We start from the raw sequence: 13,121 nt of genomic DNA, 5'->3' as shown, positions 1-13,121 counted from the left end.
ACGTAGCAGTATGGTTCCTTTTATACAAGGATGGCTGCGATAAAGACTTCCTCAATCCTGTAGGAGGAGCGATGAAACGAGAGGAATAATTAGACAGTAAATAGGGGAATTTATACATGAATGACTAACTAAGGGGTAGGACTATGAATTTCTTTCGGCAGATGTTTAACAACAATAAAACCAAGAGTGAACGTAGTTCCAGCAAGCCCAAGCCACTCCATCCTGCTTCTGTCTTATTCCCCTCTCTTCAGGAAAATGTGGACTATCTTCAGGAGGCACTCTTTCATACGGAGGACTTGAATCAGCGTTCTATTACCTATCAATTGCAAAAAGGCAGCCTCGTCTTCTTGGATTCAATGTGTGATAAAGCGAAGATTCACGACATGATATTGAAGCCGCTGATGCAAGGAATTGACGGCAGCTTAGAGGACATTCTGGTTTCGATCAGGGTAGATAAACGAACCCAGCTTGAACAAGTCATTCATGATTTGATTCAGGGGTATGCTGTACTCTTTCTCGAAGGAGGAACGGAGTGCCATGTCATTCAGGTGAATTCAACCTATAATCGGGATGTGAATGAGCCGCAGAATGAGAAGACAGTGCGCGGTTCTCATGAAGGATTTATTGAGAGCTTAACGGTTAATCTTCAGCTCGTCCGCAAACAGATCCAAAGCACTAATTTAGTAGTTCGCATCTATAAACTAGGCACGATCACCCAAACCAAAACCGCTGTTGTTTATTTAAATAATCTAGCTAATCCTAAGCTGATCGAGGAGATAGATCGACGTTTGCTAGCGATAAGTGCAGATAGTGTCGTATCCACTAACGTGATCGAAGAGTATATAGAGGAGAAGTCTTATTCCCCATTTCCGCAGCTGTTGAATACGGAACGGCCAGACAAGGTGGTGAACAATCTACTGGAAGGCAGAGCCGCGCTTTTTACAGAAGGGACTCCTAGCGCTTTGATCATGCCAGTCACCTTCTTTGCCTTTTTTCAGTCGCCCGATGATTATTATAGCCGAACCCTTGCAGGGTCATTTATTAGAGTCCTCCGTTTATTAAGTCTTGTTATTACTGTGGGGCTTCCTGCTTTTTATATTGCGGTCGTCTCTTTCCATTATGAGGTAATTCCTGCGGAGTTGTTTTACCAGATTAAAGGGAGTGTCGATCAGATTCCTTTTCCACCTATTTTGGAAACGTTATTCATGGAGCTTACCATAGAGCTGCTAAGGGAAGCAGGCATGCGACTGCCAGGTCCTATCGGTCAGACGATTGGTATTGTTGGAGGTCTTGTTATCGGGGATGCGGTAGTCAAAGTTGGGTTGGTTTCCTACCCTATGATTATTGTCGTTGCCTTAACAGCCATAGCTTCTTTCGTCATCCCCGCTCATGAAATGAGTGCTTCAGTTCGCTTGCTGCGTTTTCCTGTCATGTTCTCCGCTGCTCTGTTAGGATTCTTTGGGATCGTGCTCAGCGTGACCGTGATCTTAATCCATCTGTGTAAGTTGAAATCATTCGGGACTCCTTACTTTGCTCCGGTATCTCCTTTTAGATGGAAAGATTGGAAGGATACCCTGGTTCGTCTCCCTTTCTGGAAGCTGAACGAGCGTCCGAGGGATGCCCAACCTCAAAAACTTGTTCAGGAAACCGAATCGAGGGAGTGGCAGCATGACAATCGTAGAAGAGAATAAAATAACTCCCGGACAGTTAATGTTTTTCATCATTCAGACGCAAGTCGGGGTAGGCATATTGTATTTACCTTCCAGAGTTGAAGCGATTGCTAAGGGAGATGCATGGATATCTGTTCTTCTTGCCGGATTTTTTGCCCAACTGATTATTGTGGTCATGTGGGATTTAGCAAGAAAATTCCCTACACTTACGATATTTGATTATATGCACCTACTGCTTGGCAAGGCGTTAGGCAGGATCGTTCATGTCCTTTTCGCCGCATTTTTTATTTTTCAAAGCAGTCTGATCTTAGTTCTGTTTGCGGATGTTATTAGGGATTGGATGTTTACTGAAACGCCCAAATGGGTCATTCTGAGTCTTATCGTGATGGTATGCGCGTATTTGGTACAGGATAGCGTGCAGACTATTGCCCGTTTTTTTGTGCTTGTTAGCGGATTAATTCTTGTCCTAATCCTCATCGCAGCTTATGCCTATTCACAGGCGGATTTCTTGTATATTTTACCTGTTGGTCAAGCCGGTTTGTTGAGCATCGTCAAGGGAATGAATGAAACCATGAGCTCCATATATGGCTTTGAAATGATTCTGGTCTGTTATCCGTATGTGGAAGGGGGAAGCAAGGGGAAATTAAAAGCCGTATTATTTGGCCATATTTTCTCAACCTTGCTTTATACGTTCATGGTGTTTACGTGTCTGGTAGTATTTACTCAGTTGGAACTCAAAATTATTCCCCAGCCCGTACTTTATATGATTAAAGCTCTATCCTTTAGTATTATAGAGCGGCCAGACCTTTATTTCCTGTCGATATGGGTTATTGTAGTTGCAACTTCAGTCATGGCTTATTTATTTATGGCAGTTAAAGGGGTATCCAGGCTCTTCGGGCAAGAACAGCATAACAAGGTCGTTCCTTATGTTACGATTGTAGTTTTTATGATTGCGTTGGTTCCTCAAAATCAGGCCATGATCGGTGCTTTGTTGAAAATGGTTTCGTACTTAAGCTATATTTTCATACTTGGGCTGCCTATCTTTCTTCTGATCGTTCACTATTCAATGAGAATATTTAGGAAGAGGAGGGCACTCGCATGAAAAGGTGCTGCTTACTCCTAGCTTGTGGATTATTCTTGGTGTTACTAAGCGGCTGCTGGGATCAACGGCTGCTGAAGAACCAAAGGAATGTCAGTATCGGAGGGATGGATCGAGCCCCCAATGGGATGCTGCTCGCTACTGTTTCTATCCGTGACAAGAAGACCTCAGAAGCGGGGCCCAAGGACTCGAACGAAATTCATTCGGTTATGGCTAAAACAACTCAGAATGCTAGAGAACTGCTCAATCAACAAGTATCGGGAGGTTATTCCTCGTCTAAAATGAGGGTTCTATTGCTCGGTGAGGAGCTGGTGAAGCAGCATGACTTCTTGCCTAATTTGGATGTTTATTTCCGTGACCCGAGAAGTCCATTGAATGCCCGGTTAGCCGTTGTTCATGGCAAAGCTCAAGATACGATTAACAAGAAAATAGTCGGTACCACTACCATTGGACAATATGTGGATAAGCTGATTGAGAGTATTGAAGATTCCACTACGATTCCCAAAGTAAATCTTCAGTCGATTCATCCTTTAGATCGAGGGTATGATTTTGCACTCCCTTATTTGATGAATTCCAAGCCTTATCCTATCATTAGTGGAATAGCGATGTTTCACGGAACACGGATGACAGGGAATCTAAATCTGGATGAATCGACACTGTATTTACTATTAGCCAACCAAATGGGGAAAACAGCACAATTAACTTTGAAGGCGGTAACTCAGCGGAAAGTAGCTGAGCTTGATTATGTAACTATAGCTGTACAAAAGCTGAAGCGAACATTGAAAGTGAAGGTGCAGGATGATCAGCAAATTGATGTACAGCTTGATTTGAAATTGAAGGTTACGGTGATTGAAGATCCTCATAACCAGCTGTATAAGAAGGAAGTTGTTGATAAGCTGGATCAGCTATTATCCGATGATTTAACGAAAAAAGCCAAAACCATCATTCAAAAGATGCAGCATTCGCATCATGACGGATTTGGTATTGCTCGCCGGCTGATGGCGTACTATCCAGAGGTGTGGAGCCAAGTAAAGGAGAATTGGGCCGACAAGTACACTCAGGTACGGTTTCATAGTCAAATAAGAGTGGAAATAATCAACTCAGGAATTATTAACTAGGTATCTTTTGGATAATAATTAGTGTCAGGGTAATTGGACGATTTATAGGGTAGTCTAACAGTAACTACCATTGTAGTTCCACTATTATAATCTTTGGGAGTTGGGGGAGATCACATGCCAAATTCGAAGCTGTTTCGTCTAGGATATGGCATACTGTTGATTTTTCTGATTATATGGGTCGGAGACAATATTGAGTTTATATTTCAACCTCTGCTCCTTATTATTCAGACGTTATTTACGCCTCTACTCATTGCAGGGATACTATTCTATTTGCTTCGTCCCTTGCTAAATATACTTATTAAACGAAAGGTACCAATATCTCTATCTATATTACTCATATATTTTGTGATCGTATTTGTAGTCATTATATTGATAATTATCGTTGGGCCTATGATTAAAGTACAGTTTACATCACTCATAAACGATTTGCCTATGATCATTGAAAATGCTGTTGCAAAAGGCTATGAACTAGCTAAAAGAGATTGGTTCGCTCAGTTTATACATAGCTTTAACTTAGACCCTGAGAAAATTTCGCAAAATGCTGCTGCATATTCGATAAAGCTGCTAAATCTGGTGGCATCCAACCTCTCAAGCTTTATTGGATTTATTACCAATCTTTTCATCCTCGTGGTGATGATCCCGTTCATCTTATATTATTTCCTGAAGGATGGACACAAAATGTTGGAAGGGCTTTTAAAAATTTTGCCTCATAAAAGTCTCTCAGATAGTCGGAAGCTATTTTCTGAGATGGATAGAACGATTAGCCTCTATATTAGAGGTCAAATCATGGTGGCCGTTTGCGTAGGAGTTTTGATGCTAATTGGTTTCAAAATTATAGGATTGAATTATGCAATTCTTCTTGCGCTCTTCGCGATGGTTACCAATGTGATTCCCTATTTGGGTGCTTTTCTTGCTGCAGTACCAGCTCTGCTTGTAGGTCTAACTATCTCTCCGGGCATGGTTATAAAAGTACTAGTCGTAACACTGATTGCTCAACAAATTGAAGGGAATTTGATTACTCCTTTAATCATTAGAAAAGGGCTTGACATCCACCCATTGACGATTATTCTTTTACTGTTTGTCATAGGAACTATAGTCGGACCTATTGGATTGCTTTTTGCGGTTCCAGGCTATGCTATTTGTAAAGTTGTCATCGTCTATATTTATCGTTTCATACGACTTAGAAACGAGGAAATTCATCGAACAGATTAATGTTTTTAAATAATCTATGAAAAAAAAGGAAAATGAAATTAATTCTGTTTTTATGAATATTTAAGTTGGTATTAAGATTACAGGTGCAATATGGATTATGTAAGAAGCACAAGTATCTCATACACTTGACTATTCTATAAAAACGGAGGTAGTAATCATGGACGATAATCAAAAAGAATACGGCGATTTCATAAAGCAGCACGATAACGATAATAGTGAGCATCAAGGGAAAAAGGAGCAGCCAGGAAAAGCGGTATCCGGAGACATTACCGTGATTAAGCCCCGTTTCTTTGAATTCTCTCAATCTGGTAACAATCAATCCAACTCTGGTAATGGAAAACGTTCTTCAGGTAAAAGTATGCTAGCTGCATTTTTGGCAGGTGCGTTGGTGGTAGGAGGCTTGATGTACACATCCGACAAAATGAATTTATTCAGCAACATCCAAGCCCCGCTTGTTTCTAATGTTTCTGCTGCTAGTCCAAATAATGGAGGCGCTACAACTGCTTCAGTCGATATGCGGCCTAACAATATTGCTGATATTGCCCAACAGGCAGGCCCGGCTGTTGTTAAAATCGAAACGAAGGTAAAGCCAAAAAGCGGAGGCAGCAACAACCCGCTCTATAGCGACCCGTTTTTCCGGCAGTTCTTTGGAGGCGGTAACGGATCACAGCAGCAACAACAGGATCAAAGCCAAGAGCTACAACCTGCAGGAATCGGCTCCGGCTTCATCTTTGAATCATCCGGTTATATTCTGACGAATGAGCACGTTATTGACGGTGCCGATGAAATCGATGTGACCATACAAGGGTACGATAAGCCGTTTAAAGCTAAGCTGCTAGGAAACAGCTATGATCTGGACTTGGCGGTTCTGAAAATTGAGGATAGTAATCCGTTTCCAACCTTGCCTATCGGCAACTCGGACAATGCGAAAGTAGGCGACTGGGTCGTTGCTATCGGCAACCCCTATGACCTTGACTATACGGTCACGGCTGGATTGCTAAGTGCAAAAGAACGGCCGATCAGCATTCCGGATGATAAAGGGACGAGAGAATACAAACACTTGATCCAAACCGATGCGGCTATCAACCCTGGTAACTCCGGTGGTCCGCTTCTGAATCTTAAGGGTGAGGTTATCGGTATTAATACGGCTGTCAGCTCGCAGGCTCAAGGAATCGGTTTTGCTATTCCAACCAACACCATTAGCACTGTTTTGGATCAATTAAAAAATAACGTCGAGATTCCGAAGGAACCGGTACCTTTCATCGGAGTGAGCCTAGGAGAATTGACTAAGGATATGTTAAGTGATTTGAAGCTTGATAATACCGAAGGCGCATTGGTAGCTGATGTACAACGGAAAACTCCTGCGTTCGAGGCTGGTATTCGTCCGTACGATGTTATCACCGCGGTGAACGGCACAAAAATTGCAGCTCCTGCGGATTTAACCAAAAAGGTACAAGCATTGAAAGTAGGAGACAAGCTGACGTTGACAGTCATCCGAAACGGTAATAAACAAGATATCGCCGTCACTGTTGGCGACCGTACCGCCAATAGCAGCGATCAGCAGTAATTGGGAAACTAAATGGACAACTAAATGGACAACTAAATGGGAAACAGTAATATTCAGAACGAGAACACAAAGGAAGCAGGAACGAAGACAACAAAGGGAAGCAGCACGAAGACAACAAAAGGAAGCAGCACGAAGACAACAAAAGGAAGCAGAACCAGCTATGCTGGACTGTTTCCTTTTGTTATATTATACAGAATGTATAAGTATGTATCTTCTTCAGGAGGGATTCGATCAGCCACTTTTCTTAGCCAAAGAAGGCTACAGGTGAGTGAAGCTTACTCTATTTACTAGTGCGAAACGTTCCTTTGTTCTTCTAAAATAGACAGGCTCTGACTCCTAAGGAACTGAGATGCCTTAGAGACGAAATAACGAATCGTAGTTCCGTGAACTCATGAATTCAAGGCATGCGAAGCAAAATAGCGAATTGACGTTCCGTTAGAGTAAGAGTGAGACCGGTATCTATCCCCAAAAGTGCATACGTAAATTGTGCCAAGGACGCCGCGAGGAGTTTAACCTGTATGGCATTCAACTCATGAACTTATAAAATCATTGCCACACTATACGGATTATTGTTGGGAAGGGTAAGAGTAAGTGTAAGGAGTCATTTGCTGCCCCGGGTACATCGCTGGATCTCCTCTGCTTGCAGGTGCTTCTTGCTCCAGATACATCTTGTGACAATACATCATATGCAAACGTGGAATATAAGTAATACTATTTGGCATTAAGGCATTTGGATCTTGAATATGTGGATTCATTGCCTCAAGAATAGGTTGGGGAACATTGTACCGCTGAGCCAAGGTCCCCAGGGTATCTCCTTCTATACATTGATGTTGAGCGAAATAGGTACCATCTCGGTCATCTTCCCCTCTAAAGAACGGAAAGAAAAAAGGAGAAAGGAAGAAAAATGGAAAGAAACGGCGCCGCGGGAAAAAAGGATTAATAAATGGCCCTCCAAAGTGACCAAACCCGCCATGTCCAAATCCTCCATGCCCAAATCCTCCGTGCCCAAATCCTCCGTGCCCAAACCCTCCATGAAAGCCCATATGTGTTGCCCTCCGTTTAATATAATATAGTCAATTGACTATGTATTGTATGGGCTCATGTCATAATTAGTTTTTCTTAGATGAAAAAAGTTATGTCAAACCCAATTTGTCAATATAGTTTATAGAAGCTGAATTGATATTTGCATTTTCGGGAGGAAGGTATACATATGGCAATTCGACCGACTATATTGCAAAAAGGTGATACGATCGGAATCGTTACATTAGGTAGTCCATTAGAGGCACAGGTGATTGATGCAAATGTAAATACTTTGAAAAGCATGGGCTTTAATGTAATACTGGGTCAGTATGTTTATTCCCAAAACGGGTTTATTGCAGGTACGAACCAAGAGCGAGCATTTGATCTGATGAGGATGTTTGATAACGATCAGGTTAAGATGATATTACCTACCAGAGGGGGAGTAGGCGTTGCCGGAATTCTTCCTTATCTCGATTACAATTTGATTCAAAGAAAGCCGAAAATGGTTACAGGCTACAGCGATATTACGATTTTACTGAACGTATTGTATCAATATTCTAATTTAATCACTCTCCAGAGTCTCATGCTTATTGACTTTACACCAAACACTCCTGCCTATAGTTATAATCAATTCTTTTCTGCTACTTCTACAATATCTATTTATAGGCAAATACAAAATCCACCAGGCATGCCTCTGATAAGCAGAGTTCCGGGTAACGTAGTAGGGCCGATAGTGGGGGGGAATCTGACTTCCTTTGTAGATACATTGGGAACACCTTTTGATATAGATACAAGGGGGAAAATAATACTCTTGGAAGAGACTCACGAACCCGTTAATACGGTTTATAGGTATTTGAATCATTTGAAGCTGGCAGGAAAATTCGAGGAATGTAATGGAATAATCATGGGGGAGTGTACAAATTGTCCAGTTGCATATGGCAAGTCATACGAGGATTTAATTCAAGAATTTGTAGTGCCTCTCGGCAAGCCTCTTATGACTAACCTAGCAACCGCACACGGGCCCTACAAGGCAGCGATCCCAATAGGAGCAATGGTAAATCTAAATACATTTAATAATACATTAACTGTGCTTGAACCTACAGTCAGCTATTAATCTTGAATGTAGCTGTGACTGATCTGCGATAGGTGAATTGAGGGGCATTCGATATAGATCGGGTGCCTTTTTGTTCTGCATCCGTTTGGGCAGCAAAGAGGCCTCAGTTAGTATTAAAGATCGTTATTATGAAAGTAAGCAATAGTTTCAGATCGGCTGGAAACATTCAGCTTTTTGTAAATAGTGCTCAGATAATTTTTTACGGTGCCAGTTGTCAAAAATAATTCAGAAGCAATTGCTTGATTGGATTTCCCTTGTATCAGGTTCTTTACAATGTTTCGTTCCTGTGAGGACAAGCATTTCAGCTTTTCCATAAGCTGCTCTTCGGAATTAGATGGGGCAGCTGCTTCATCCAATGATCCTTTTTCCTGTTGTTCGGATGACTGGAGCGCCTGGGCAAGGCGTAACTGCACACTGAAGGGATAATTTATTCTCCCATCCAAACAGTCTTGAATTGTTGAAAGAATCTTTTCAGTCTCAACCCCCTTAACTAAAAATCCGCTGGCTCCATGACGTATCGCTTCCCATATATATTCTTCATCCTCGAAAGTAGTCAAAATGAGCACCTTGATATCGGGAAATTCCAGTTTGATTTGCTTGGTTGCTTCCAGGCCATTTAGCTTCGGCATATGGATATCCATCAAAACGAGCTGAGGGAGATGTAATCGTACTTGCGCTATTGCAGCCAATCCATCGCCTGTTTTAGCTACTACCGTATATTTTTCCTCCATGCTTAGAAGGGCAGCTAGACCGTCGCGGATTAAAGGTTGATCATCTGCTATAAGAATGGTTGTTTTAGACAATTCGTTCACCCCGTCCTATAGTTTTTGTCTCCAAAGGTATGGTTATCTCGAGTGTCATGCCGCTGGAAGCATTTTTGTTCGAAATCGACAATTCTCCTCCAACATCCTCCACCCTCTCTTTCATAGCGTTCAGACCAAAGCCATAAACAATTTGGAGCGGAGACTTACCATTATCGGACAACTTAAATCGAATATGATCCGAATGATTAGTTAATGTAAATTGAAAATAGGTGCTGGAGCCATGCCGAATTCCATTGGTTAAACCCTCTTGTAATGCACGATATAGGGTTAGCTCGATCATGGGTGACAGATTCGGTATTGTGCTGTCTATTTCACAGGCAATTTCTACATGGGTTTGATTTTTCGTTTCATCGATTAGCTCAATAAGCTCGGGTATGAATTGGTGATCTGGAATGTTTTCGCGCAGCAGATGTACAGAGGTTCGGACATCATCCAGACCACTGTGAATATTTTGCTTAGTTCTATCGATCATTTCTAAGGCAAGGGAATAATGGTTTTTCCCGATAGCATGTGCTGCTGTCTGCAGTCCGGTTAATGCTGATGTTAGCGTATGTCCTACGGAGTCATGAATTTCACGAGATATTCGGGTTCGTTCCTGTAATATGGCTTTGCGCTCCAGCTCTATTGAGGCCACTCTCAATTGTTCATTATCTTTGGCCAGTTGATTCTTTTGCTGAAAAGCAATTTTGGCAAGAAAGCTTATTCCAAAAATGGCAAAGTATTCGATGATTCGAGGAAAAGCATAGTATATCTCTTCAAAGGGTGGGAATTGTTGAATAATCCAAAGGCTCAGTAAACAACAAGTGTAACTCACTATAGTAAAAAGAATAGAATGATTTCTCGAGTGATGAAAGGTAAATTCCCCTATAAGAACTAAAATATAAACCTGTGCAAAAAAGTCTTCCGACATTACCAAAATAACCAAAGCCAAGGCTAACTGAAAAAATAAAAATAGAATGCCTGTCTTTTGGTGCAGATTGACCTTCAAGACGTAATCTCGAATTAGGACGACTGCAACAAAAGTGCAGGTTAGCAGGCATAATCCAATAGAAAACTCGGTAGTATGGAGCAATAAGGTGACAGTTGCTGTAATAATGATCATGGTCAAGATTAGATTTATTCTTTTATTTAGCTGAGCATCCATCTTATACCTCACAGAATGAAATATGTACTCTATTTAGTTTACCATAAATATGACTTAAGTCATGTAAAATAGTGAAATATGTCGAAAAAGTACATAATTAGTTCTCTTATAGTGAATTATTTCATCTTTATTAGGTCGTTAGAATCATTTATAATGGGTTTAGAAGAGTGGGATATGTCAGATTAAGTCATTTTAATAGGTATTGTCACCTAGGTATGCTGTATTGCAAGGTATTAGCTACAGGTCTGGGGATATGTGGAGTGAAGCGTGCATGTGTATGGACCGTTCAGCACCTACAGATGATTATAGATTTTCAAGGGAGGCATGTACAATTTGTTAATGATACTATGGAACGTACTAGGCTGCATTCTTCTAATATCGACTTTAGGCTTGCTCATCAGTTTAATGTGGGAGAGCAAGCCTAAGCAGTTGGAAGCCCCCTTTGACAGTTGGAGATCGTCTCAGAAAGAACGGAGATCCTCATGAACATTTAGGAATACGGACTAAGAGAGCTTGAGTGTGCCTAAGATGGGGAGGGATTTATATTTCAATTGATATCGTGTTTAAGAAATGTAGGATGCCGGTATTTGTAATGATTTCTATAATTCTATCCCTGGTTTTTATTTCAAACAGAGTTCATGCAGAGGGTGAACCCAATCTTGCTTTAAATCCGGGTAGTACAGGCTACCCTCAAGCTACAGCATCCTACACATGCGGTTGTGATAGTGCTTGGAGTGTGGTTAATGGCATTTTCTCTTACAATGAGAGCCCTCGTGACCGATGGACTAATTACGGCTCCCCGAATCAAACGGATTGGCTGGCTATCGACTTCGGCTCGGTTAAATCTTTTAATCAGGTAAAATTATATCTATTTAATGACGGTGGGGGTGTACAGGCTCCAGCCAGTTATCTAATCGAATATTGGAATGGAAGCGATTGGAAAGGCCTAATTAACCAAACCAAAACCCCTGCAGTACCAGAGGCCGCTTTAAGCTCGCAGGCAACACCAGAGACTACACTAAATATGGTGAATTTTGATACCGTTACTTCCTCCAAGCTAAGAGTCACATTTACAAATAAAGGCGGTTCTTACAGTGGACTTGTAGAGCTGGAGGTTTTATTGCATCAGACCGAGGATGGAATCGCAGCAGCCGCAATGATGGTACAAATTGAACAGCTGCCCATCGAGTCTGCTGTAGCCTTATCGGATAAGTCAGCGATCACAGCAGCACGTACGGCTTATAATAATCTAACAGAGAATCAGAAAAGCTTGGTGACCAATCTTAGTAAACTAACAGCAGCGGAAGTGGCGATAGGCACGTTGGAAGCGGCACAAGCGGCAGATGAGAGTGCAGCGGCCGCAATGATGATGCAGATTGAACAGCTGCCCATCCAGTCCGCTGTAGCATTATCGGACAAGTCAGCGATCACAGCAGCACGTACGGCCTATAATAATCTGACAATGATTCAGAAAAGCTTGGTCACTAATCTCAGTAGACTAACAGCAGCGGAAGCAGCTATAGTCACGATGGAAGCGGCGCAAGCGGCAGATGAGAGTGCAGCGGCCGCGATAATGCAGCAAATTGGACAGCTGCCGATCCAGTCCGCTGTTACATTATCGGACAAATCAGCGATTACAGCAGCACGTGCAGTCTATAATAATCTCACAGAGAATCAGAAAAGCTTGGTCACCAATCTCAGTAGACTAACAGCAGCGGAAGCGGCTATAGCTGCGTTAGAACTGCCGGTTGTGAGGGACGTTAGGGTGTTATCTGCTTTTAGCGATGCAGCGGGACAAACGATAACGTTAAAACTATCATCGGTTTTGGATGTGACGTATAGTATACAAGCGTCGAAATTTCAAATCATCGCAAATGGAGTTCAAAGCACAGCCACAAAGGCCGTCTATGATTTAACCGATAATAGTCATCAAACGATTAAATTAACCTTCGGATCACCTGTGTTACTGAATGAAACATCGGTTACTTTATCCTTACAAGGCGGAGCGTTTAAAATCAGCAGCAACGAGTTTAACACGGCGATCCTTTCTAAACCCGTCATTACCTTCAAAAGACTGGACCTGTCGGGTGATAACAGAATTGGCATGGATGATATAGTTCAAATGATGAGTAAGACTGCCACGCAAATAGATGTGAATCTGGATGGAGTTTTTAATCGAGAGGATATTTTAGTGTTATTGGATCAGATTTCGACGCAGTCGAATTGAGGGTTGAGCATTGTATACACAAACAGAGAGATACCGGAACTAGCAGTTCCGGTATCTCTCTGTTTGTTGTGTTTTCAAGAGAATAGCGGAACAATTGCTTTTGCTATTCTCCTCCAATAATAAAAT

The 13,121-nt window shown here is 41.8% G+C and carries 11 protein-coding genes; 8 read left to right on the top strand and 3 right to left on the bottom strand.

The genetic code is table 11. The features are described 5' to 3' along the window. Nucleotides 1-143 precede the first annotated feature (143 nt). From GC093_RS00840 to GC093_RS00815, 6 genes are all read left to right on the top strand, one after another. Complete coding sequence (locus GC093_RS00840; protein WP_171649944.1) at nt 144-1,691, top strand: spore germination protein; 1,548 nt, start codon at nt 144-146, stop codon at nt 1,689-1,691. Next, entirely contained in the window at nt 1,669-2,772 is a 1,104-nt protein-coding gene (locus GC093_RS00835; RefSeq protein WP_171649943.1) for a GerAB/ArcD/ProY family transporter, read from the top strand. The genes GC093_RS00840 and GC093_RS00835 overlap by 23 nt, the downstream gene beginning before the upstream one ends. Beyond that, nucleotides 2,769-3,887 (top strand): Ger(x)C family spore germination protein, encoded by a 1,119-nt coding sequence (locus GC093_RS00830; protein WP_171649942.1) that lies wholly within the window; start codon nt 2,769-2,771, stop codon nt 3,885-3,887. Before GC093_RS00835 ends, GC093_RS00830 begins: the two co-directional genes overlap by 4 nt. Nucleotides 3,888-4,001: 114 nt before the next feature. Next, nucleotides 4,002-5,099 carry an AI-2E family transporter gene (locus tag GC093_RS00825; RefSeq protein WP_171649941.1) on the top strand — a complete coding sequence of 366 codons (1,098 nt, stop codon included), beginning with the start codon at nt 4,002-4,004 and terminating at the stop codon, nt 5,097-5,099. 157 nt (nt 5,100-5,256) lie between these two features. After that, nucleotides 5,257-6,666 carry a S1C family serine protease gene (locus GC093_RS00820; protein WP_171649940.1) on the top strand — a complete coding sequence of 470 codons (1,410 nt, stop codon included), beginning with the start codon at nt 5,257-5,259 and terminating at the stop codon, nt 6,664-6,666. A gap of 36 nt (nt 6,667-6,702) precedes the next feature. Beyond that, nucleotides 6,703-6,957: a hypothetical protein gene (locus GC093_RS00815; protein ID WP_171649939.1), complete on the top strand. Its 255-nt coding sequence runs from the start codon at nt 6,703-6,705 to the stop codon at nt 6,955-6,957. A 275-nt stretch (nt 6,958-7,232) separates the two neighbouring features. On the opposite strand, the gene GC093_RS00810 is transcribed toward GC093_RS00815, so the two are convergent. Continuing rightward, nucleotides 7,233-7,709 (bottom strand): LysM peptidoglycan-binding domain-containing protein, encoded by a 477-nt coding sequence (locus GC093_RS00810; protein WP_216624437.1) that lies wholly within the window; start codon nt 7,707-7,709, stop codon nt 7,233-7,235. 167 nt (nt 7,710-7,876) lie between these two features. Here GC093_RS00810 and GC093_RS00805 point away from each other — a divergent pair, with 167 nt between their 5' ends. Next, a complete protein-coding gene (locus GC093_RS00805) occupies nt 7,877-8,800 on the top strand; it encodes a S66 peptidase family protein (RefSeq protein ID WP_171649938.1) in 924 nt (307 codons plus the stop codon). A 113-nt stretch (nt 8,801-8,913) separates the two neighbouring features. Here GC093_RS00805 and GC093_RS00800 read toward each other — a convergent pair whose 3' ends face one another. Beyond that, nucleotides 8,914-9,603, bottom strand: coding sequence for a response regulator transcription factor (locus tag GC093_RS00800; protein ID WP_171649937.1), 690 nt, complete (start codon nt 9,601-9,603; stop codon nt 8,914-8,916). Then, entirely contained in the window at nt 9,596-10,768 is a 1,173-nt protein-coding gene (locus tag GC093_RS00795; protein ID WP_171649936.1) for a sensor histidine kinase, read from the bottom strand. Before GC093_RS00795 ends, GC093_RS00800 begins: the two co-directional genes overlap by 8 nt. Before the next feature lie 559 nt (nt 10,769-11,327). Between GC093_RS00795 and GC093_RS00790 the strand changes: the two genes are divergently transcribed. Continuing rightward, complete coding sequence (locus GC093_RS00790) at nt 11,328-12,995, top strand: discoidin domain-containing protein (RefSeq protein WP_171649935.1); 1,668 nt, start codon at nt 11,328-11,330, stop codon at nt 12,993-12,995. Nucleotides 12,996-13,121 lie beyond the last annotated feature (126 nt).

This window comes from Paenibacillus foliorum (genome assembly GCF_013141765.1).
Taxonomy (GTDB): Bacteria; Bacillota; Bacilli; order Paenibacillales; family NBRC-103111; genus Paenibacillus_S; species Paenibacillus_S foliorum.
Note: the sequence above shows the minus strand (reverse complement) of the source record. Positions and strands in the feature narration are given on the sequence as shown.

Coding starts and splice junctions, on each gene's coding strand:
- GC093_RS00835 (WP_171649943.1), top strand. CDS start 1,669: ATGACAATCGTAGAAGAGAATAAAATAACTCCCGGACAGTTAATGTTT.
- GC093_RS00815 (WP_171649939.1), top strand. CDS start 6,703: ATGGGAAACAGTAATATTCAGAACGAGAACACAAAGGAAGCAGGAACG.
- GC093_RS00825 (WP_171649941.1), top strand. CDS start 4,002: ATGCCAAATTCGAAGCTGTTTCGTCTAGGATATGGCATACTGTTGATT.
- GC093_RS00840 (WP_171649944.1), top strand. CDS start 144: ATGAATTTCTTTCGGCAGATGTTTAACAACAATAAAACCAAGAGTGAA.
- GC093_RS00795 (WP_171649936.1), bottom strand. CDS start 10,768: ATGGATGCTCAGCTAAATAAAAGAATAAATCTAATCTTGACCATGATC.
- GC093_RS00830 (WP_171649942.1), top strand. CDS start 2,769: ATGAAAAGGTGCTGCTTACTCCTAGCTTGTGGATTATTCTTGGTGTTA.
- GC093_RS00810 (WP_216624437.1), bottom strand. CDS start 7,709: ATGGGCTTTCATGGAGGGTTTGGGCACGGAGGATTTGGGCACGGAGGA.
- GC093_RS00820 (WP_171649940.1), top strand. CDS start 5,257: ATGGACGATAATCAAAAAGAATACGGCGATTTCATAAAGCAGCACGAT.
- GC093_RS00805 (WP_171649938.1), top strand. CDS start 7,877: ATGGCAATTCGACCGACTATATTGCAAAAAGGTGATACGATCGGAATC.